The sequence below is a fragment of the Micromonospora sp. DH13 genome, from assembly GCF_020873825.1.
GTDB lineage: Bacteria > Actinomycetota > Actinomycetes > Mycobacteriales > Micromonosporaceae > Micromonospora > Micromonospora haikouensis.
Window position 1 is genome coordinate 160,856 of the sequence record NZ_JAHWGR010000011.1, and the last position, 22,027, is coordinate 182,882.

Sequence of the window (22,027 nt, forward strand, 5' to 3'; positions counted from 1 at the left end):
CTTACGGTTGGTTGTCCACAGGGCCTTATGGCTGCTGAGCGGCGAATCGCTGAGTTATCCACAGGGCTGTCCCCAGCCTGGTGATCCTCGATCACGCTCCGTGTCTGCCGGGCGGAGGGCCCGCTCGACCGGCCGGCCCGAAGCGGCCGGCGGGCCCGGTCAGCGGCCGAGGCGGCGGCGGACCATCCCGACCACCTCGGTGATCTCGCCGATCCGCAGCACCATGGCGAGCCCGAGGTACGTCCCCGCGATGACCGCGCCGCCGACGACCAGCCGGAACACGGCCTGCGGCCAGCTCAGCGTGTCGCCGCCCGGCAGCAGGTTCACCACGAGCAGGCCGGCCAGCGCGGCACCGAGCGCGGCCACCAGGACCTTGCCGAGGGTGCGCAGGATCCCGCCCAGCCCGATCCGGCCGACCCGGGGCCGCAGCAGCAGCGCGGAGAACACTGCGGCGGCCAGGTAGGAGACCGCGTTGCCGATCATCATCCCCGCCGCCGCGAAGGTGGCGGAGAAGGCGGCGAACAGCGCGATCTGCACGCCGATCCGCAGCGCCACCACCGGAATGTTGATCAGGGCCGGGGTGCGGGTGTCCGGGAGCGCGTAGAAGGCGAACGTGAACAACTGGCTGACCGCGAACGGGACCAGGGCCAGCGCCGCGACCAGCAGCACCAGCGAGGTGGCGGTGGCGTTCTCGTCGCTGAACGCGCCGTAGCGGAACAGCGTCACCGACAGCGGGCCGGCGAGCACCGCGTAGCAGACCGCGATGGGGGCGAGCACCGCCGTGACCGTCCGGGTGCCCCGGGACAGGTCGGCGGCGAGGTCGGCGTACCGGCCGTCGGCGGCGGCGGCGCTCATCCGGGGCATCAGCGCCGTGATGATCGACACGGCGATGATGCCGTGCGCCATCATCAGCAGCAGGAAGACGTTGTTGTAGATCAGCGGGCCGGCGGCGTTCTCCCGGCCGGCGCGGTTGAGCAGGTTGAACAGGACGATCAGGCCGATCTGGCTGACCGCCACGTAGCAGAACATCCACGCGCCGAGCCGGCCCAGCTCGCCCAGGCCCAGCGCCCGGAAGTCGAACCGCAGCCGCCAGCGGAACCCCACCTTGCGCAGGGCCGGCAGCAGCCCGGCCGCCTGGATCGCCACCCCGAGCAGGGTGCCGCCGCCGATCAGCAGGATCCGCCCGGTGGTCATCTGCTCCGGGTCGACGATCTCCGCGCCGAAGATGGCGATGTAGAGGCCGACGGTGCCGATCACCACGAGGTTGTTCAGGATCGGTGCCCACATCGGGGCGGCGAAGTGCCCCCGGGTGTTGAGCACCGCGCTGATCAACGCGCTGAGGCCGGTGAAGAAGATCATCGGCAGCATCAGGTACGACAGTTTGGTGACCAGCGACTGGTAGTCGCCGCTGGACTTGTCGCTCGCGTACAGCGCGGTCAGCAGCGAGGCTCCCGCGACGGCGAGCAGCGCCGCGACGGCCAGGGTGACCACCGCGAGCGTCAGCAACCGCTGCGTGTACGCCTGCCCCCGGTCCGCGTCGGCCTTGCGACGGCGCACCAGCACCGGGATCAGGACGCTGGTGAGGATGCCGCCTAGCAGGAACTCGTAGACCATCCCCGGCAGGATCTGCGCCGTCGTGTACGCGTCGCCGACCAGCGCCCCGCCCAGCGCGGCGGTCAGCGCCAGCGTGCGCAGGAAGCCCGTGCCCCGGCTGACCAGGCTGCCGATCGCCATCACCGCGCTGTTCGTCGCGGCGCTGGCCTCGGCGACCTGCTCCTGGGGCGGCGCGGTCGACTCGATCGCGGGCTGGTTCAGCGGCTCCGCCGAGATGAAGGTGGCGTCGTCGCCGGGGGGCCGGCCGCCGCCCTGCGCGGCGTTCGCGCTGCGGTAGAGACCGCCGCTCATCTCCAGCCTCCCAGGGGTACGTCGGAGCCGGGCACCGGCCCGCACACCATGACCATAGTCAACACCTGCTGGTTACCCGCGCCCGGCGGATCAGGCCCCCGACCCGACCGATAGGCTGGCGATCCCATGTCCGAAGCCTCCGCACCCCACGCCGCCGACCGCCGCGAACTCACCGCCGCGCAGCGCAACGCCGTCGCCGAACTGCTCCGCGTCTCGCCGGTCGCCGACGAGCTGGGCCGCCGGTTCGCCGACGCCGGCCACGAGCTGCACCTGGTGGGCGGTTCGGTGCGCGACGCCCTGCTCGGCCGCCTCGGCGACGACCTCGACTTCTGCACCGACGCCCATCCCGACCAGACCCTGCGGATCGTCAAGGGCTGGGCCGAGTCGATCTGGGAGACCGGGCGGGAGTTCGGCACCATCGGCTGCCAACGCGACGGGCTGCGGCTGGAGATCACCACGTTCCGCGCCGAGGCGTACGACCAGGTCAGCCGCAACCCCGTCGTGGAGTACGGCACCAGCCTCACCGAGGACCTCAGGCGTCGCGACTTCACCATCAACGCGATGGCGGTGAGCCTGCCCGCGCACCGGTTCACCGACCCGCACGGCGGTCTCGACGACCTCGCCGCCCGGGTGATCCGCACCCCCGGCACCCCCGCCGAGTCCTTCGGCGACGACCCGCTGCGGATGCTGCGGGCCGCCCGGTTCGCCGCCCAGCTCCGCTTCGCGGTGCACCCCGACGTGCGGGCCGCGATGACCAGCATGGCCGCCGACCTCGACCGGATCACCGCCGAGCGGATCCGCGACGAGTTCACCAAGCTGCTCTGCGGCGCGGACCCGATCACCGGCCTGCGGCTGCTGGTCGACACCGGCCTGGCCGACCGCTTCCTGCCCGAGCTGACCGGGCTGAAGCTGGAGATCGACGAGCACGCCCAGCACAAGGACGTCTACGAGCACACGCTCACCGTGGTCGCCAACGCCGTGTCGTACGAGACCGACGGGTGTGACTTCGTCCTGCGGATGGCCGCGCTGATGCACGACGTCGGCAAGCCGGCCACCAAGGCCGTCGGGCCGGACAGCCGGGTCAGCTTCCACCACCACGAGGTGGTCGGCGCGCGGCTCACCAAGGCCCGGATGAAGGCCATGCGATACCCGAAGGACGTCACCGCCCAGGTGGTCAAGCTGGTCGGCCTGCACCTGCGCTTCTACGGGTACGGCCGGGGCGAGTGGACCGACTCGGCGGTCCGCCGCTACGTCACCGACGCCGGTGACCTGCTGGCCCGCCTGCACAAGCTGACCCGTTCGGACTGCACCACCCGCAACCGGCGCAAGGCGGCGGCCCTCGCGGCCGACTACGACGCGCTGGAGGAGCGGATCGCCCGGATCGCCGCCGAGGAGGACCTCGCCCGGGTCCGCCCCGACCTCGACGGCAACGCCATCATGGAGCTGCTCGGCGTGCCGCCGGGGCCGATCGTGGGTCGGGCCTGGAAGCACCTCAAGGAGCTGCGCCTGGAGCGCGGCCCGCTGGACCGCGACGAGGCCGAGGCGGAGCTGCTGCGCTGGGCCCGCGAAGAGGGCGTCGGCGGCTGATCGCGGGTCCGCCGGGACGGCGCGGCGCTCCGATCGCGCGTCCTGTCGGGAAACTGACGACGCGACGGTAGCGTATCGACCGATCGGCTGAGGTAATTCCCTTCGACCAGCGTCCATGATGATGCAACATCATCGTGGCCTCCTGTCCATTTCAGTGTGAGGCCTGATTCATTGTTCTCGGCCGTCCGAGGTGGACGGCCGATGCTGCAACGGGGAGATCTCTTTGACACGTCGTGGCGTAATGCGCCGCTCTGCGGTGGCCGGGCTCGCCCTCGCCTCCGCGACCTCCATCGCCCTCGCCACCACCGGCGGCGCGGCGATGGCCGAACCCTCCGCCCCGGCCAGCCCGGAGCCGGCCGGCGTCGAGGCGTCCAGCCTGGACGCCGCCGGCAACCCGGTGCGGCCGAACCTGACCGCGCCGAAGCGGTCGCAGGCGCGTGACGCCCTGACCAAGGGCGTCGTGCCGGGCCGCTACATCGTCAAGCTGAAGAACGGCAAGGCCGCCGCGAGCACCACCCGCAGCACCGTCAAGGCGCTCACCAAGGCCAACGGCGGCAAGGTGCGGAAGGTCTTCACCGGGGCCCTGCGCGGCTACTCCGCGCAGCTCACCCCCGCCGAGGCGAAGCGGCTGGCGGCCGACCCGGACGTCGCGTACGTCGAGCCGGTCCGCAAGGTCTCGGCGAGCGGCACCCAGACCAACCCGCCCTCGTGGGGCCTGGACCGCATCGACCAGACCACCCCGGCGCTGAGCAAGTCCTACACGTACCCGTCGTCGAGCGGCGTCACCGCGTACATCATCGACAGCGGCATCAACATCAACCACCAGGACTTCGGCGGCCGGGCCAGCTCCGGGTTCGACGCGATCGACGGCGGCGACGCCGCCGACTGCAACGGCCACGGCACGCACGTGGCGGGCACGGTGGGCGGCACGACCTACGGCGTCGCCAAGGATGTCGACCTGGTCGCGGTCCGCGTGCTCGACTGCGAGGGCTACGGCTCGACCGAGGGGGTCGTCGCCGGGATCGACTGGGTGACCAACAACGCCCAGAAGCCCGCGGTGGCGAACATGAGCCTCGGCGGCGACGTGGACCCGGTGCTGGACGACGCGATCGCCACCTCCATCGGCCAGGGCATCACCTACGTCGTCGCCGCCGGCAACGAGGCCGACGACGCCTGCGCGTACTCGCCGGCCCGCGCGCCGGCCGCCATCACCGTCGGCGCCACCGACCGGGTCGACATGATGGCCGGCTTCTCCAACTACGGGACCTGCCTGGACACGTTCGCCCCCGGCGTCGGCATCACCTCGGCGTGGATCGGCGGCACCACCGCGACGGAGACCATCAACGGGACGTCGATGGCCGCGCCGCACGTGGCCGGCATCGCCGCGCAGCTGCTCGCCCAGAACCCGAACTGGACCCCGCAGCAGGTGCGCAACGCCGTCGTCACCAACGGCGTCTCCGGCGCGGTGCTCGGCCCGGCGGGCAGCATCGACCGGCTCGCGCACGTCGGCGCGACCCCGGTGGCCCGCACCAACGTCGGCCTGCGGGCCCGGGTCAACGACTCCCTGGTCGTGGCCGAGAGCGGCGGCTCCAAGCCGCTGATCGCCCGCAGCTGGCAGCTCGGCGGGTGGGAGAAGTTCGACGTCGTCTCCGTCAGCAGCGGGGTGGTCGCCCTCAAGTCGAAGGCCAACGGCAAGTACGTCGCGGCCGACGGCAGCGGCAGCAAGCCGCTGATCGCCAAGAGCACCGCGATCGGCTCGTGGGAGAAGTTCCAGCTCGTCAACAACACCGACGGCAGCGTCAGCCTCAAGGCGCAGGTCAACGGCAAGTACGTGGCCGCCGACGGCGCGGGCACCAAGCCGCTCCTCGCCAAGAGCGCCAGCATCGGCGCCTGGGAGAAGTTCGACTTCGAGGCGCCCAACCCGATCGTCAGCGTGAAGGCCAAGGCGAACGGCAAGTTCGTCGCGGCCGACGGTGGCGGCAGCAAGCCGCTGCTGGCCCGCAGCACCTCGGTGGGTTCCTGGGAGAAGTACGAGCTGGTCGACCTCGGCTACGGCTGGATCGCCTTCCGGGCCCTGGTCAACAACAAGTACGTGACGGCGCAGAGCGGCGGCTCCCAGCCGCTGCTGGCGAAGGCCGGTTCGATCAGCGACTGGGAGGCGTTCTACGTCGGCTGGCACCACCCGGACGGCACCGTCCACCTGTACGCGAACGCGAACGGCAAGATCGTCAAGGCGGACAGCGGCGGCAGCAAGCCGCTGATCGCCAAGAGCACCTCGGTCGGCGCCTGGGAGCAGTTCACCATCGGCCTCGCCTGAGGATCCCGCACCACATCCGGCGCCCGTCGGCACCGCCCCCAACGACCGGGGTGGTCCGGCGGGCGCCGGCCTTTCCCGGGACGGCCGAATCCTCCGTACCGAAAGCGAAGCCGGCCGGGCCCACGACGGGCCCGGCCGGCTTCGTGATGCTGATCAGGGTCAGCGGTCGACGGCGGTCCCGTCCACCGTGGTCGCCTCGGTGCCGGCGTTGCGCGCCGCGCCCAGCTTGGCGAGCAGGCCGGCCAGGTCGATGCCCGTCAGGTCGGTGCCGAGCTGGAGGCCCTGCGCCACGTTGCTCGCCACCGACTTGGTCAGCGACGACGCCCCGTCGGTGGAGATGACGGTCAGCTTGTCGATCGCGCCGATCGGCGCGCTGGCGGCCTCGACCACCTGCGGCAGCACCCGGACCAGCAGGTCCAGGACCGCGGCCTCCCCGTACGCGGCGAACGCCTCGGCCTTGCGGGCCATCGCGTCGGCCTCGGCCTGGCCCTTGGCCAGGATGGCCGCGGCCTCGGCCTGGCCCTCCCGCTCGACGGCCTCCGCGATCGCGGACCGGCGGCGCTGCTCGGCCTCGCCCTCCTTGGCGCCCTCGATGGCGTTCGCCTCGGCCAGCGCGGCCCGGCGGGCCCGCTCGCCCTCACCGGTGAGCCGGGCCTGCTCGGCCTCGGCCTGTGCGGCGGCGATGGTGGCCTGCCGCCGCGCGTCGGCGTTGAGCACCGCCGCGTTGCGGGCCGCCTCGGCCTCCTGCTCCACCTTGTACCGGGCGGCGTCGGCCGGCTTGCGCACCTCGGTGTCGAGCTGGCGCTGCTTCAGCTCGGCGTTGCGCTCGGCGACCTTCTGCTGCTCCGAGAGGATCGCCTGGTCCCGCTCGGCCTGGGCGAGCGGGCCGGCCGCCGCCGACTTCGCCTTCGCCGCGTCGATCTCCGCCTGGATGGCGGCCTGCTTGAGCGACAGGTTCCGGTTCGCCTCGGCGATGGCCTCCTCGGCGAGCAGCCGCTCCTGCTCGGCCTGCTGCCGGGCCCGGGCCTCGGCGATCGCCGCGTCCTTGAGCACGCGGGCCGCCTCCGGCCGCCCCAGGTCCTGGAGGTACGAGCCCTCGGCCACGATGTCCTGGAGCTGGAAGGTGTCCAGCACCAGGCCCTGGTTGGTCATCGAGTGCTCGGCCTCCTCGGCCACCGCGCTGGCGAACGCCGCCCGGTCCCGGATGACCTCCTCGACGGTGAGCCGGCCGACGATCGAGCGCAGCGCGCCGGCCAGCACCTCGCGGGTGAAGTTGTCGATCTCGTCCTGCTGGTGCAGGAAGCGCTGCGCGGCGGCGCGGATCGCGTCCTCGGTGCCGCCGACCTTGACGATGGCGACGCCGTGCAGCTCGGCCCGGATGCCCTGCTTGCTCACGGCGCCCTTGATGCCGACGTCGATGCGGCGGCTGGACAGGTCGAGCGACTGGAGCTTCTGCACCACGGGCAGCACGAACACCGACGCGCCGAGGACGACCTTCTGGCCGGACATGTCGGTGGACCGGCCGCCGTCGGCGGTCTCGGTGGTCCGGCCCTTGCGGCCGGTGACGATGAACGCCTCGTTGGGCCCGGCGACCTTGATCCGGGACAGCACGAACAGGACGAGGACGACGACGAGGAGTACCGCGCCGCCGATGGCGATGAGAAGGGGCATACGACTTCCGCTCTGCGACAAGGGGAGGAGGACGGTGGGGGTCAGTAGGTCTCGACGTGCACGCTGGTCTCGCTCAGGGCCTCGACCACGAAGATCTGCTCGCCCATCCCGATCGGCCGGTCGGCGCGGGCGTTGAGCTTGACCGGCTGGCCGGCGACGCGGACCCTGACCTCGCCGTAGCCGTCCACGGGGATCGGGGTCACGACCAGGCCGAGCGCGCCGACGAGGTGGTGGCGGGTGGGCGTGGGGTCGGTGCGCATGGTGCGGGCCGCCCGGCTCATCCGGGCCGCGACCCACGCGGTGGGCACCGCAGCGACCGCGCCGCCGGCCACGGCCGCCGCCACCATCCCGGGGGTACGCGCACCGAGCAGCTCGTTGACGATCGCCGCGCCGAAGCCGAACGCGCCGGCGAACCCGGCGACCGCCTCCAGGGACACCGGACCGTCGGCACCGGGATGGCTGAAGTGGAACAGCTCGGTGCCGAGCAGGGCCAGCGCCAGCACGCCGACGCCCGCCCCGCCGATGATCAGGAAGATGAGCGTTCCGGTGGCCACGACCTGCACGGTATCGACGCCGTGCAAGGTCATCCGGCGGCGCCGGCCGCCACCGTTGCGGGTGGGCGGGGTCGGGCGGGTCACGCTCGCGGGAAAGAATGGGGCATGCGCTGGACCGTGCTCGACTCCCCGATCGGCGCGTTCTCCGTGGCCACCGACGACGACGCCGTGTGCGGCGCGCACTTCGGGCGGGTGGAGAGCGCCGTTGACGTACCCGGCGACGATCTGTCGGACCGGGTCGTGGCCGAGCTGCGGGCGTACTTCGCCGGGGAGTTGACCGAGTTCACGGTGCCGGTGACGGCGCGCCGGGGCTCCGAGTTCGAGCGCGCGGTGTGGCGGGAGATGACCCGCATCCCGTACGGGGAGACGTCGACCTACGGCGAGGTGGCCCGACTGGTCGGCGGCGGTGACCCGGGGGCGGCGCGGGCCGTCGGGGTGGCCTGCAACCGCAACCCGATCCCCGTGATCGTCCCCTGCCACCGGATCGTGGGTGCGGGGGCGAAGCTGGTCGGGTTCGGCGGCGGCCTGCCCCGCAAGGTGAAGCTGCTGGAGCTGGAGGCCGGCGTCGCCCTGCGCCGGCTCTGGAGCTGACCAACCGTCGCCACTCGGTTGCTGTCGCTCACAGTCAGGGTGCGACTACAATCCGGTCGATCCCGTCGGTTGTTCCTCGCCATGCCCGATGAATCCGCCCTATCGCATAGCTGACAGGCGAAAGCCGTACTTGCGGGGGGTTTGGCAGGCTGATCACGCGAACAGTGGGTGGGCAGAAATCACACCACTCATCGTTACGGGAGCGCTTGTTCATGCAGCTTCACGAGCAGTTCGGCCGACGATTCTGCGTCTCCGTCGATGCCGAGGGCTACGGCGGGCGCGACGACTGCGCCCAGCACGACATGCAACGAACCCTGGTCCAACTCCTGGACGCGGCTGCCGCCCGGGCGAAGCTGGACCGGACCACCTGGCTGCGGCAGGGAGTGGGAGACGAAGAACTGTCCCTCGTGCCGCTCGGACCCGACGAGCCCAGAATGGTTGACGACTTTCCCCGGCAGCTCGACGCCGAACTGGCCCGGTACAACCGGTCCCGGGATCCGGCCGAGCGCCTGCGCCTACGGATGGCCCTGCACGTCGGCGTCGCCTACCGGGCCGACAACGGCTTCGCCGGCCAGGGCGTCGTCGTGGTGAGTCGGCTCCTGAACTCCGCGCCGGTCCGCAGCGCGCTCAAGCTCGCCCCGGCCGTGAACCTGGCTCTGATCGTCTCGGACGTGGTCTTCACCGACGTGATCGGTCAGGGGCACACGACCCTGGTCGCGGACGACTTCCGCCGGGTGGAGGTGTCCGAGAAGGAGTACAGGGCCACGGCCTGGCTCCGCGTGCCCGGCACCGACGTGCACCGGCTCGACCTCGGCGGGGCGCCCGACCAGCCCGCAGGCCCGACACCGGAGGATGCCCGGGCCCGCCCCACAGGATCCGGCGCGTCCCGATCCGGCCTGGTCAACAACATCTTCAACAACGAGGTGCACGCGGACCACGCCACCTTCGGCATCTCCGGGGGTGTCCATGGATGACGGGGAAGCCACGTCCACCGGACCGGACGCCGACGGGCCGGCCGGCAGCGACGACGCGGTCCCCGCGGGCGGACCGCCCGCAGCCCCGCAGGTTCCCGCCGCCACCCCGGATGACGAGGTCGGGCTCGACGACCAGCGGTACGGCGCACGCGTCATCAACAAGTTCTACGGGCAGGTCCACGCCGCGCACGCCACCTTCGGGGTCTCCGGCGGCACCCTGGCGACCCCGGCGTTGGTGGGCCGGCTGCGGCCGGCGGACATCGAGCACGCGTTGCGGTACTACGTGCGGCCCCGCGGCTTCACCGCCACGCTGAGCGAGTTACGCGCGTCCCAGCTGGTCGTGCTCACCGGCGAGGAGGGCGTCGGCCGTCGCGCCTCCGCCTTCGCGCTGCTGCACGAGGCGACCGGGCGCGCCGGGGAGGTGACCGGCCTGTCGCCCGCCATGCCGCTCGCGCAGCTCATCGAGTACGACTACCTGCGCGACCGTGGCTACGTCGTGCTGGACTGGTTGGGCGAGCGTCGAGACGGCGTGGTGCAGGAGTTCGGCCTGGCGCGGCTCAGTGATCGGCTGGAGAAGGCCGGCGCGTTCCTGGTGATCACCACCGAGCCGCGGGCGGCTCTGCGACCGGGGTCGAGCCGGCACGTCGTCGCCTGGCAACGCCCGGACCCGAACGCCATCCTCGATGGACGTCTCCTGGACGGGCGCGGGCTTCCGCTGCCGGAGGACGACCAGGCGCGGATTCGGCAGCACGCCGCCGAGCTCGGCCGGCCCGCCGAGGTGGTACGACTGCTCGACCGGCTCCCGCAAGGGGTGGAAGCAGCGCTCGACGAGGTCGAGAAAACCGCCCGGCACCGGGTCGAGGAGTGGTTCGGCCAGGCCTCGGAGTGGGACGAACTGCTCACGGTGGCGGCTCTGGCGTTCGCCTACGAACTCCCCGAGCGCACCTTCGAGCGGACACACGCCCGGCTACGGGAGATCGACCGGGCCGAGCGCATCCCGCAGCCGACCGTCGACCCCGAGTTCGCCGCGCCGCCGCCGGTGATCCAGGGCCGGCGCGGGCTGCACCGCGACGGTGGCCTCATCGCCCGGCAGGACGGCACCACCCTCGACGACGATCTGGGGTACGAGCGGCGGATCGTTTTCGTCTCCGCCGCGATGCGCGAGCATGTGCTGCGCGAGCTGAACGAGTGCGACTACCAGCTCTGGCAGCCACTACGCCTGTGGATGGACGAAGTCGCCGCCAGCCGGGACCTGGACGTCCGGCTCCAGCTCGCGCTCGGGGTCACCCTGCTCGCGCGCAACCGGAGCGCCGCCGGGGAGGCCCGTGACCTGCTGCGTTCCTGGGCTGCAGGCAATGCCGCCAAGCGGTTCACCGCCGTGTCGACGCTGTCGTTCATGGCCGGCGACGACGTCCTCGCCCCGGTGGCCCTCCGGACTGTTCTCGGCTGGACGGACGGGGCGGGCCAGAACTGCGCCGTGACGGCGGCCATGGCATTGGGCGGGCCGCTCGGCATCCGCTATCCGACCGAGGCCGAGCGTTGGCTGTGGCACCTGTCCACGCGAGGGCAGCGGATCCGGGTGATGGCGGTCCGCTCGCTCGGGCTGCTCTTCTGCGCGACCGCGGCCGACCTCGGCGGCTCGGTGGCGCTGCTCAAGCGCCTGCTGCTCCGGCTCCGTCGCACCCTGACGGCGGCGGTGGACCTCCGGCAGCCCGGCCACGCGACCGAGGCGGTGCTGGAGGTGCTCGCGGTCCAGCACCTCGACCGCGAGGAGCCGATGGTGGCGTATGTGCTGCGGCTGCGGCCCGAGGCCATCGCGACGATCGGGGCGCTCTGGGCCGAGGTGCTGCGCAGCCTCCCACACCGGGGACCCGCCATCGATGCGCTGCGCGCGACGTTGGGAGCCCTCGCGCGGTTTCCCGCCGCCGGGGACGCGGCCGGTCAGCTCGGCGGTGCGATGCGGGCCGAACTGTCCCCCGACGAGTGCGCGCTGCTCTGCCGCGATCTGGCGTGGGCCCTCCGGTGCCCGTTCGGGGAGGCCGACGTCTACCGCCCGGTGATGGACGCCCTGCTTGCCGCCCTCGCCCGCACCACCCCCGTCCGACCTGCCCTGCGTTGATCCGTTCTTGACGTCCCTGAGGAAGGGCCAGATTGAGATGCTGTACCCGGTCCTGAGTGAGAAAACCCTGCCCCCCGTACCTCGCCGGTTGCTCCTGCCGGCCCGCCGCAGCGCCGACGACCTGCCGCCGGTGCCGCCCGGCGGTGTCTACGTCTTCAAGGTTGGTGGCCGCCAGCGGCTGTACGGGGACCGCCACATCGACCTCGCCGACGACATGGTGGTCAACGCCGTCGCGGTGAGCGTCGTCCAGCGGCGCGCCTCGATGATCACCTGCACGTTCGTCATCCCCTCGATCAGTGCGGCCGACGACTTCACCATCTCGGCGACCTTCCGCTGCCAGGTGCTGGCACCGGAGACCGTGGCCGAGTCCGGGCTGATGGACCTCTCCGCCGTGCTGTACAACCACCTGGCCCAGGACCGTGACCTCAAGGGCCTGGGCCAGAGCTACCGGATCGACGACATCAACGAGGTCCGCCGGTTGGTCGACGCGCAGATCACCGCGTACTGCACGCTGGTGCCGCCGGCGGTACGGGGGATGTCGATCGAGTTCTCCTCGGTCCTGGTGCACCCCTCGACGGAGCTGCGCGAACAACGCCGCCGCGTCCGGGACAAGGAGTGGGAGCACGAGGTCGGACGGATCGACGTCGCCTGGGAGAACGGAGAGATCAACCGGTACGCCGACCTGCTCTCCGCCGGACCCGCCTTCGCCGAGGCCCTCGGCATGGTCCGCCACGAGGTCAACGTCGGGCAGGTGGCCGAGCGGATGCGGGAGGACGAGCGGGACCGACGCCGGCAACTCGGCGAGACGCTGCAGATGATGGTCGACCGTGGCTACTTCGACCGGATGCCCGTCGACCCGATGCGACTGCTCGACGAGGTGGCGGGGCGTCGCATGGGGGCGGGCGAGAGGCCCGTGCTGAACGACAGCGGACAGACCATCCCGCTCGGTGCGGGCCGCGCCAGCGGTCGCGCCGGTGCTGGTGCGGACCGGTCGGAGCCGGACGCCATCCCGAGCGAGGAAGACATTGCCTGAGCAGCGGGAGCGGTGGGGCGGGGAGGAAACGGAGCGGGTGAGCCGCCGTCGTGGTCTCGAACCGCCCCGGCTGCTGCGTGCGCTCGCCGGAGTGGACGAGAGCCTGCTCCGGGAGGTGTGGCACGAGCGTGCCCGACACACGGCGCTCGGCGGCGTCGTCCTCGGCACCGCCCTGATCGCCGGCTTCTCGATGCTGATGGCGATCAACCAGTCGCTGGGCGCCTTCTCCGCGGTGCACCTGGTGCCCGCCCTGCTCTGGGCCGTCTTCGTGCTGAACCTGGACCGGCTGCTGGTCACCAGCATGGTGGGCAACGCCCGGCGCGTCGGATCGTTGGTGATGCGACTCGCCGTGGCGCTGATGTTCGGCTTCATCATCGCCGAGCCGCTCATCATGCGGATCTTCGAGACCGCCATCGTCCAGCACATCCAGGATGAGCGCGGCAGGCAACTGGACGCGCTCCGCTCGAACCTGGTCAAGTGCAACGGCGAGGACCGGGCGACCGCCGAGGGGGACGCCGTCACCCCGGCGTGCCAGGGCTTCGTGTTGACCTTCGCGGTCACGCCCGCATCGACGACCCGTGAGCTGGCCGGACTCCGCGGCGAGGCGGCGGCGTTGGAGAAGACCGTCAAGCGGGACACCGACACCCTCGCCCGGCTGCGTTCCAACGCCGTCAAGGAGTGCGTGGGTGGCGGGAGCGCGCGCGACGGCTTCAGCGGCCGGAGCGGAGAGGGGCCGTTGTGCCGGCAGCGCAAGGCCGACGCCGAGGAGTTCGCCAGGACCCATCCGGTGGCCCAGAACACCGCGAAGCTGGCCACCCTGCGCGAGCGCATCGCGGGCCTGGAGACCCGGCTCGGCACGGCGGTGGCCACGTTCGAACAGAGCCGCGAGGAGCAGATCAACCGTCGCGTCGAGGAGGAGCGCAGCCATCAGGGTGCCATCGGGTTCCTGGAGCGGCTCGACGCGCTGCACGACCTGACCGGGCAGAGCTCCGCCCTCGCGGTCGGCACCTGGGCCATCCGGTTGTTCTTCGTGGCGATCGACTGCCTGCCGGTGGTGGTGAAGTTCTTCGGCGGCACGAGCGGCTACGACGAGCTGTTCAAGGTGCGCGCCGGGTCGTCCCAACGGATATTCGCGGAGCGCGTGGACACCGAGGAGCGGAGAACGATCGAGCGGTATGCCGCAGAGAAGGACGAGATCGAGCGGCGGACCCGGATGCGGCGCGACGAGCACGACCTGTCACTCCAGGAGCATCAGGTGGGCCTGACGGCCCGCCGGGGCGACGCGGTGAGCGCGTACGCCGCGGAGCTCCTGCGCGGTAGGCGGGAGATGCCGCCGGAGGCTGGCCGCACCGGGGCCAACGGCCGCGTCATGACCGACTCCGGGGCCTTCTGACCAGGACACGTACCGCTCGACGGCACATACGGCGAGGGCCGGGTCCCGACGGACCCGGCCCTCGCGGTCGTGCTGGGGATCAGCGCGTCAGCGCTCGACCTCGCCCTTGATGAAGGACTCGACGGCGGCGTGCGCGTCGTGGTCGGCGTACTGCACCGGGGGGGACTTCATGAAGTACGACGAGGCCGACAGGATCGGGCCGCCGATCTTGCGGTCCAGGGCGATCTTCGCGGCCCGGACGGCGTCGATGATGACGCCCGCCGAGTTCGGCGAGTCCCACACCTCGAGCTTCAGCTCCGCGTTGAGCGGGGTGTCGCCGAAGGAGCGGCCCTCCAGGCGGATGTAGGCCCACTTGCGGTCGTCGAGCCACGGCACGTGGTCCGACGGGCCGATGTGCACGTCGCTCTTCTGCATCTCGTGCGGGATCTGGGACGTGACCGACTGGGTCTTCGAGATCTTCTTCGAGACCAGCCGGTTGCGCTCCAGCATGTTCATGAAGTCCATGTTGCCGCCGAAGTTGAGCTGGTACGTGCGCAGCAGCTCGACCCCGCGGTCCTCGAACAGCTTCGCGAGGGCCCGGTGCACGATGGTCGCGCCGACCTGGCTCTTGATGTCGTCGCCGACGATCGGCAGGCCCGCGTCCTCGAACTTCTTCGCCCACTCCGGGTCGGAGGCGATGAAGACCGGCAGGGCGTTGACGAACGCGCAGCCGGCGTCGATCGCGGCCTGGGCGTAGAACTTGTCGGCCTGCTCGGAACCGACCGGCAGGTAGGAGACGACGACGTCGACCTGCGCGTCGCGCAGCGCCTTGGCCACGTCGACCGGCTCGGCGTCCGACTCCTCGACGATCTCGCGGTAGTACTGGCCCAGGCCGTCGAAGGTCGGGCCGCGCTGCACGCTGACGCCGGTCGGCGGCACGTCGCAGAGCTTGATCGTGTTGTTCTCGCTGGCGACGATCGCCTCCGCGAGGTCCATGCCCACCTTCTTGGCGTCGACGTCGAACGCCGCGACGAACTCCACGTCCGAGACGTGGTAGTCGCCGAAGGTGACGTGCATGAGACCCGGGACGCGGTCGTTCGGGTCGGCGTTGCGGTAGTACTCCACGCCCTGCACGAGGGACGAGGCGCAGTTACCCACACCGACGATGGCGACGCGGACGGAGCCCATAGCGTCTGCCTCCTTCTTCTTCATCACGGCCGCTCTTTCCTGGACTCTCCAGGCGGAGGCGGGCTGTCGTTATCTCGTCGGCCGCCGGCCGTCCCGGTGTCCGGGACCGTCGGGGCACGGCCGGAGCGCTCGTTGGCGATGAGCTCCTCCAGCCAGCGGACCTCGCGTTCACAGGCGTCGAGGCCGTGGCGCTGAAGTTCCAGGGTGTACGCGTCGAGGCGCTCGGCCGCCCGGCCCAGCACGTCGCGAAGCCCTTCGCGGCGTTCCTCGATCTTGCGGCGGCGGCCCTCCAGGATGCGCAGCCGGGTCGCCTGGTCGGTGCGGGCGAAGAACGCGAAGTGCACGCCGAAGCCCGTGTCGTCGTACGTCTCGGGGCCGGCCTGCGCGATCAGCTGGGCGAAGCGTTCCTTGCCCTCCGCAGTGATCTTGTAGACCACCCGCCCCCGGCGGCTGGTCAGTGCGGGGACCTCCTCGGCGGTGGCGGGCGTCTCGTCAGCCTCGGTGATCCACCCGGCCGCCTGCAGTCGGCGCAGGGTGGGGTAGAGCGAGCCGTAGCTGATCGCCGCGCGGATCGCACCCAGCTTGGCCGCGAGCTCCTTGCGGAGTTCGTAGCCGTGCATCGGGGACTCCTGGAGGAGGCCGAGGATGGCGAGATCGAGCACGGGCCACCCCTTCTTACCCCCCGACGCGGAGACTCAACCACCGCGATGTATCGGACCGATACATCGCACGTTAGCCGCTCACCAAGGATCAGGGCAAACCCCCACGCCGAATTCTCGGGGTCACCGATTGTGACGGTGGTCGCCTCGCCGCGCCGGACCGCGTACCCTTCTCCGCATGCGTACGCAGCGCCAGGTCGTCGACTACTCGCTCCGGAAGCGAGCGGTGCTGCGTGAACTTCTCGCCGGCCGGGTGGGCACGTACGACGTCTGCGACGCGTCGCCGTACCTGAAGAACGCGGCCCGCTTCCACGGTGAGCCCACCGAGGAACGCTGCCCGATCTGCCGCAGTGAGAACCTCACCCACGTCCACTACATTTACGGGGACGAGCTCAAGCAGTCCGCCGGGCAGGCGCGTACCCTTGCCGAGTTGCCCGTCCTGGCGATGACGCTGCGTGAGTTCCAGGTGTTCGTGGTGGAGGTGTGCCTCGGCTGCGGCTGGAACCACCTCGTCGAGCAGTTCCTGCTGGGCCGGGACGGGCTGGTCGGCGGCGCGGAGGACGGGTCGGACCAGGGCGCGGCCGGTGCTTCGGCCGCCACGGCCCCGGGTGCCGGCCCGGCCGTTCGGCGGAGGCGAGAGGCGCAACGGTGAACCCAGCTGACTCGGTTGGCCCGATGTGGAGGAGGCGGGACGACCGACAGCTCTCAGGACCGATAGGTCCGATTGATCCGGAAGTGATGCCCTCGGCCCGACTCGTTCGGGCGGCGGCGTCCTGTGTTTCAGCTCACGGCAAACCGGTGGCGGCGCGATCGCGTCCCACCGCGACCGGCAGGGTGTGAGGAATGAACTCGTACGGCGATCCCAGCTCCTCGCGCGGGCGGGCCCAGATACCGGGTGCCCACGGCGACCCGGGTGCGGGCCCGGCCGACGCGTACCGTCGCGGCGACGACGCCCGCGGCAGCTGGTCAGAGGGTACGGCACAGCCGGGCCGCGCCTCCGTGCCGCCCCGTGGCCAGGCTGCGGGTGGCCGCGCCTCGGTGGGTGGCTCGGCGGCCGTGCCGCCGCGCGCCGGCTCCGCAGCGGTGCCGCCGCGCGGCACAGCCGCCGCCGGCTCCGCCTCGGTGGGCTCTGCCTCGGTCGGGCGCGCGGGGGCCGGCCGGGCCTCGGTGCCCGTCTCCCCGGCCCCGGGCGGGCCGACAGCCGGCCGGGCTACCCCGGGCCGAGCCTCGGTGCCGGTCTCCCCGGCGCCCGTCTCCCCGGCCGGTCGGGCCTCGGTCGGTGTCGGCTCCGCCGGACGAGCGAGCGTGGGCGCCGCGTCGGTCAGTGGCGCACCGTACGGCGGTCCCGCCGGCCGCGCCTCCGTCGCCCGGGCGAGCGTCTCCCCGGCCTCCGGCATCGGCGCACCGCCCGGCGGGGGTGACCGCGGCCCCGGCGGCCGGGGCCCCGACGGCCGCACGAAGTCGGCGCGGGCCCGCAAGCGCCGGCGGGCGAACATCCTCATCGCCAGCTTCGCCGTCTTCATCATGCTCGCCGGCATCGGCGTGGTCGGCTTCACCTACTACTCGACCAACGTCGTGCTGCCCGAGGACACCACGCCGCCGCAGGCGACGACGCTCTACGCGATGGACAACAAGACCATCATCGCCAAGGTGGGCGAGCAAAACCGCACCCTGGTCACCATCGACCAGATCCCGCAGCACGTGCAGGACGCGGTGGCCGCAGCCGAGGACCGCAACTTCTACCGGCACTCCGGTGTGGACTACAAGGGCATCGCCCGCGCCGCGTGGAACAACGTCTCCGGCGGCGACAAGCAGGGCGCGTCGACGATCACCCAGCAGTACGCCCGCAACGCGTACGACAACCTGAAGGACGACACCTACGCCCGGAAGGTCAAGGAGGCGATCCTCGCCTCCAAGCTGAACGACAAGTACGGCAAGCCGCAGATCATGCAGCACTACCTCAACGTGATCTACTTCGGCCGGGGCGCGTACGGCATCGAGGCGGCCGCCCAGACCTACTTCGGCAAGCCGGCGAAGAGCCTGACCGTCGCCGAGGGCGCGGTGCTCGCCGCGCTGATCAAGCAGCCGGTCGCCAGCGAGACCCACAGGGGGTACGACCCGGCCGTCAACCCGGTCGACGCCAAGTCCCGCTGGGACTACGTCATCAACGGCATGGTCGAGGAGGGCTGGCTGAACGCCCCCGGCAGGCCGGAGCGCCCGACCGAATACCCGAAGAACATCAAGAGCCCCAAGAACGGCGGCGCTGGCATCGACTTCGGCGTGAACACGCCGTACGGCAACGTCATCAACTACGTCAAGGTCGAGATGCGCGAGAAGGGCCTCTGCGTCGACAAGGAGGCGGACGTCACCGACAAGAAGCCGCTCTGCTCGCAGGCGCTGATGGCCGGCGGCTACCGCATCCGCACCACGATCGACACCAAGATCCAGAAGGCGGCGGTCGAGGCCGCCCAGCGCAAGACGAAGGGCTCGGAGCTCGCCGGCCAGCCCAAGAACCTGATGGCGGCGGTCGTCGCCATCGACCCGCAGACCGGGCGCGTCGTCGCCTACTACGGCGGCGACAACGGCACCGGCACCGACTACGCCGGCAAGAACACCGACTCCAACGGCACCGTCACCGGCGGCCACTCGCCGGGGTCGAGCTTCAAGATCTATACCCTGGCCGCCGCGCTGAAGGCCGACAAGGCGCTGGAGTCGCGCTGGAAGGGCCGGGGCTTCACCCCCGAGGGCACGAAGTTCAAGGTCAGCAACGCGGGCGTCGACAACCCGTCCTGCGGCAACTCCTGCACCCTGAAGGTCTCCACCCTCAAGTCGCTGAACGTGCCGTTCTACTACGTCACCCAGGAGATCGGGCCGGACAAGGTCATCGACATGGCCAAGCAGGCCGGCGTCACCACGATGTGGCGCACGGACACCGACCCCGCCAAGGCGTACGACCTGACGAAGACCGACCCGAAGGACATCGCGCCGTCGCCGTTCTTCCACGTCGTCGGCTACGGCCAGTACCCGATCACGGTCCTCGACCACGCCAACGGCGTCGCCACGTTCGCCAACGAGGGCGTTTACAACAAGGCACACTTCCTCTACTCGGTGGAGAAGCAGAACGAGACCACCGGCAAGTGGGAGAAGGTCAGCAGCGAGAAGCTCGACCCCAAGCGGCGGATCGACAAGGACGTCGTGGCCGACGTGACCTCGGTACTGAAGGAATACCCGGGCCAGGTCAACCACCGGCTCGCCGACGGCCGCGAGGCCACCGCCAAGACCGGCACCTGGGAGCTCAAGTCCGACAGCTCGGAGAACGGCGACGCCTGGATGATCGGCTACACGCCGCAGCTCGCCACGGCCGTCTGGGTGGGCAACGTGCAGAAGCGGCTGCCGCTGAAGCTGAAGGACGGCACCAGGGTCAGCGGCGCGAACCTCCCCGGCGGCATCTGGGAGCGGTTCATGAACGACGCCCTCAAGGGCGAGCCGAAGAAGAGCTTCCCGCCAGCCGCGAACATCGGCGACCCGGAGGCGGGCAACGGCGACCCGCCGCCCCCGCCGCCCACCCCGGACCCGCCGGCGTGCAACCCGCTGGACATCTTCTGCCAGAACCCTGGCAACACCCCGACCAACCCGAATAACCCCAACAACCCGAACAACCCGGGCGGTGGACTCCCCGGCAACCCGGGCGGCGGCCCCGACACGCCGACGAACCCCGGGCCCGGCAACGAGGGGGGCACCGGCGGCGGCCTGCTGCCGACCACCGTGCCCCGCATCCGGGAGTAGCCAGCGCGTGTCATGCGAACGGTGGTCGGGCTGGTTGCCCGGCCGCCGTTCGCATGACCCCAGTTTCCCGGTCACCTCGACGATAGGAGCATGACGTGGCAGGTTCAGCACGAACTGCATCGATGATGAACCATGTCGCCGTCGGTGTGACGAGCCTGTGACCCGAGTGGACTGGCGGCGTCCGTGAGGAGGGTTCTCCTCGCGGGCGTCGCCCTGCTCTGCCTCACCAGCTGTGGCCTCCACTCGGAGCAGCAGGCGAGAGACGAGGCGACCACCTCGGTCCGGGAGCGCGCCCTGAACGCCCGGCAAGCGGCTATGAAACTGCTCACCGATCCGCCCTTCGCGGCGCTGAGCACCGAGAGGCGGTTGAGCGGTCTCGCGGCGGCGGCCGGTGGCGACCGTTACGGGATGGTGTTCGGGCAGCGCGTCACGCAGGGCGGCCGGCTTGAGGTCGATGTCGCCTACGATGCCACCGGTAACGGCGGCGGGTACGTCGCGGCCGTGGTCCACGCCCGGCTCTGCGTCCGGCTGTCGGGCGTGGTGGGCGCCGACCCTCAGGTCGAGATGGCGGACACCCCCTGCGCCGCGTCCTTCGACAGGCAGCTCAACCCGCCTGACCTGATCGTCACCCTGGAGGACTGACCGTTTCGCGTACCGGAATGTTTTGCCCAGGGTGGGACGTGAGGGCCATCGGTACGGGATGATTCCTGTCCATGAGCACCCAGTCGACGGCAGACATGGACGACGCCGGGCCCGGTGACCACCCGTCCCGGTCGGACGGGTTCGTCCGTGGCGCATCTGAGCTGATCGGTGGCCCGCTGGGCGACCACGCGGTGGCGCTAAACCGGCCCGCCGACCGGGAGAGCCGGTTCTGGACGGCCGCCCGGATCGTGCTGGCCCTGGCCTGCCTGACCCTCGCCCTGCACTGGGTGCAGAAGTCCCCCTGCCAGGACGGCGCGTGGCAGAACAACATCCAGTACACCCGGATGTGCTACACCGACGTGCTGGCGCTCTACTACGCCGAGGGGCTCAACGAGGGCAAGGTGCCCTACCGGGACCACCCCGTCGAATACCCGGTGTTGACCGGTTACTTCATGGGTGCCCTCGGGCTGCCGGTGCACGCCCTCGGCGTCGACAACCCGGAGATCAACCAGGGGCAGTGGGCGTACAACGCCAACGCCCTGGTGCTCAGCGCCCTCGCCGTGGCGACCGTCGCGGTCATCCTCGCCCTGCGCCGCCGACGACCCTGGGACGCCGCCCTTGTCGCGCTGGCCCCGGCCCTGTTCCTCACCGCCACCGTCAACTGGGACCTGCTCGCCGTCGGGCTGGCCGCGTTCGGCTTCCTCGCCTGGGCCCGCAGCCGGCCGGCACTGGCCGGGGTGCTGCTCGGCCTGGCCGGCGCGGCCAAGATGTGGCCGCTGTTCGTCCTCGGGCCGATCCTCGTGCTCGCGCTGCGCGCCAACCGGATCCGCGCCGGCCTCACCGCCGTCGGTACGGCGCTGGTCGCCCTCGTCGCGGTCAACCTGCCGGCGGCCGTGCCCTACCGCGACAACTGGGACCGCTTCTTCGAGCTGAACACCACCCGGCCCATCGACTGGGGCACGCTCTGGTACATCGGGCGCTACCTCGACGGCAAGGTCAACACCGGTGGCCCCGGCTCGATGGGACCGTTCGAGTGGCTCAACGCCAACATCCCCACCCTGAACTGGCTCTCGTACGCCCTGTTCGGGCTGGCCTGCCTCGGCGTCGCGGTGCTGGCCCTGCGTGCGCCGAAGCGGCCCCGGCTGGCCCAACTCGCCTTCCTCGTCGTCGCCGCGTTCCTCATCTTCAGCAAGGTCTGGTCGCAGCAGTTCGTCCTCTGGCTGCTGCCGTTGGTCGTCCTCGCCCGCCCCAGGTGGGGTGCCTTCATCGCCTGGCAGGTCGCCGAGATCGGCTACTTCGCCGCTTTCTACGGGGAACTGCTCGGCTCGGCGACCAGCCGCCCGGTCTTCCCCGAGGGGGTCTTCGTGCTGGCGGCGACGCTGCGGCTGGGCACCGTCGCGCTGCTCTGCGTGCTGGTCGTGAAGGAGATCCTGCACCCCGAGCGCGACGCGGTGCGGGACACCTACGCCGACGACCCCGACGGCGGGGTGCTCGACGGCGCGCCGGACGCGCCCTGGGTGGACCGGTGGCGACGGCGACCCGAGCCCAGCGAGCCCGCCGCCGTGCCGGCCCCGACGGCGGCCTGAGCCGGTCTTCGGCGCGGCCCGGGCTCCCCGCCCCGGCCGCGCC

The 22,027-nt window shown here is 71.4% G+C and carries 16 protein-coding genes; 11 read left to right on the forward strand and 5 right to left on the reverse strand.

What is annotated here, in order from left to right:
• Positions 1–159: 159 nt before the first annotated feature.
• Entirely contained in the window at positions 160–1,905 is a 1,746-nt protein-coding gene (gene murJ, locus LPA42_RS13720) for a murein biosynthesis integral membrane protein MurJ (protein WP_077935349.1), read from the reverse strand.
• Positions 1,906–2,031: 126 nt separating this feature from the next.
• Between murJ and LPA42_RS13725 the strand changes: the two genes are divergently transcribed.
• Both LPA42_RS13725 and LPA42_RS13730 read left to right on the forward strand, forming a co-directional pair.
• Positions 2,032–3,492 carry a CCA tRNA nucleotidyltransferase gene (locus tag LPA42_RS13725; RefSeq protein WP_077935348.1) on the forward strand — a complete coding sequence of 487 codons (1,461 nt, stop codon included), beginning with the start codon at positions 2,032–2,034 and terminating at the stop codon, positions 3,490–3,492.
• A 241-nt stretch (positions 3,493–3,733) separates the two neighbouring features.
• Positions 3,734–5,809 (forward strand): S8 family serine peptidase, encoded by a 2,076-nt coding sequence (locus LPA42_RS13730; protein ID WP_228986594.1) that lies wholly within the window; start codon positions 3,734–3,736, stop codon positions 5,807–5,809.
• 159 nt (positions 5,810–5,968) lie between these two features.
• On the opposite strand, the gene LPA42_RS13735 is transcribed toward LPA42_RS13730, so the two are convergent.
• Together LPA42_RS13735 and LPA42_RS13740 are read right to left on the reverse strand one after the other, a co-directional pair.
• Positions 5,969–7,480, reverse strand: coding sequence for a flotillin family protein (locus tag LPA42_RS13735; RefSeq protein WP_077935346.1), 1,512 nt, complete (start codon positions 7,478–7,480; stop codon positions 5,969–5,971).
• A gap of 41 nt (positions 7,481–7,521) precedes the next feature.
• On the reverse strand, positions 7,522–8,067 hold the full coding sequence (locus LPA42_RS13740) for a hypothetical protein (protein ID WP_077935370.1): 546 nt from the start codon (positions 8,065–8,067) through the stop codon (positions 7,522–7,524).
• Positions 8,068–8,139: 72 nt separating this feature from the next.
• Here LPA42_RS13740 and LPA42_RS13745 point away from each other — a divergent pair, with 72 nt between their 5' ends.
• The 5 genes from LPA42_RS13745 (at position 8,140) to LPA42_RS13765 (ending at position 14,144) form a co-directional block, all read left to right on the forward strand.
• Positions 8,140–8,625, forward strand: a complete 486-nt coding sequence (locus tag LPA42_RS13745; RefSeq protein WP_077935345.1) for a methylated-DNA--[protein]-cysteine S-methyltransferase — start codon at positions 8,140–8,142, stop codon at positions 8,623–8,625.
• A gap of 212 nt (positions 8,626–8,837) precedes the next feature.
• Entirely contained in the window at positions 8,838–9,599 is a 762-nt protein-coding gene (locus LPA42_RS13750) for a hypothetical protein (RefSeq protein WP_077935344.1), read from the forward strand.
• Positions 9,592–11,718 carry a hypothetical protein gene (locus LPA42_RS13755; protein ID WP_077935343.1) on the forward strand — a complete coding sequence of 709 codons (2,127 nt, stop codon included), beginning with the start codon at positions 9,592–9,594 and terminating at the stop codon, positions 11,716–11,718. Before LPA42_RS13750 ends, LPA42_RS13755 begins: the two co-directional genes overlap by 8 nt.
• Positions 11,719–11,755: 37 nt before the next feature.
• Positions 11,756–12,751 (forward strand): hypothetical protein, encoded by a 996-nt coding sequence (locus tag LPA42_RS13760; RefSeq protein ID WP_144082496.1) that lies wholly within the window; start codon positions 11,756–11,758, stop codon positions 12,749–12,751.
• The gene (locus tag LPA42_RS13765) at positions 12,744–14,144 is read left to right on the forward strand and encodes a DUF4407 domain-containing protein (protein ID WP_158229353.1); all 1,401 of its coding nucleotides are present in this window, start codon (positions 12,744–12,746) and stop codon (positions 14,142–14,144) included. The genes LPA42_RS13760 and LPA42_RS13765 overlap by 8 nt, the downstream gene beginning before the upstream one ends.
• Positions 14,145–14,231: 87 nt before the next feature.
• Here LPA42_RS13765 and LPA42_RS13770 read toward each other — a convergent pair whose 3' ends face one another.
• Entirely contained in the window at positions 14,232–15,311 is a 1,080-nt protein-coding gene (locus tag LPA42_RS13770) for an inositol-3-phosphate synthase (RefSeq protein ID WP_077935340.1), read from the reverse strand.
• A 23-nt stretch (positions 15,312–15,334) separates the two neighbouring features.
• A complete protein-coding gene (locus tag LPA42_RS13775; protein ID WP_043960972.1) occupies positions 15,335–15,973 on the reverse strand; it encodes a PadR family transcriptional regulator in 639 nt (212 codons plus the stop codon).
• Positions 15,974–16,148: 175 nt separating this feature from the next.
• Here LPA42_RS13775 and LPA42_RS13780 point away from each other — a divergent pair, with 175 nt between their 5' ends.
• The 4 genes from LPA42_RS13780 to LPA42_RS13795 all read left to right on the forward strand — a co-directional run bounded on the left by LPA42_RS13780 (position 16,149) and on the right by LPA42_RS13795 (position 21,984).
• The gene (locus LPA42_RS13780) at positions 16,149–16,622 is read left to right on the forward strand and encodes a DUF5318 domain-containing protein (RefSeq protein ID WP_077935339.1); all 474 of its coding nucleotides are present in this window, start codon (positions 16,149–16,151) and stop codon (positions 16,620–16,622) included.
• 191 nt (positions 16,623–16,813) lie between these two features.
• Positions 16,814–19,756 carry a transglycosylase domain-containing protein gene (locus tag LPA42_RS13785; RefSeq protein WP_077935338.1) on the forward strand — a complete coding sequence of 981 codons (2,943 nt, stop codon included), beginning with the start codon at positions 16,814–16,816 and terminating at the stop codon, positions 19,754–19,756.
• 315 nt (positions 19,757–20,071) lie between these two features.
• Positions 20,072–20,398 carry a hypothetical protein gene (locus tag LPA42_RS13790; protein ID WP_144082495.1) on the forward strand — a complete coding sequence of 109 codons (327 nt, stop codon included), beginning with the start codon at positions 20,072–20,074 and terminating at the stop codon, positions 20,396–20,398.
• 71 nt (positions 20,399–20,469) lie between these two features.
• On the forward strand, positions 20,470–21,984 hold the full coding sequence (locus tag LPA42_RS13795) for a glycosyltransferase family 87 protein (protein WP_077935336.1): 1,515 nt from the start codon (positions 20,470–20,472) through the stop codon (positions 21,982–21,984).
• The last annotated feature ends 43 nt before the right edge of the window (positions 21,985–22,027 follow it).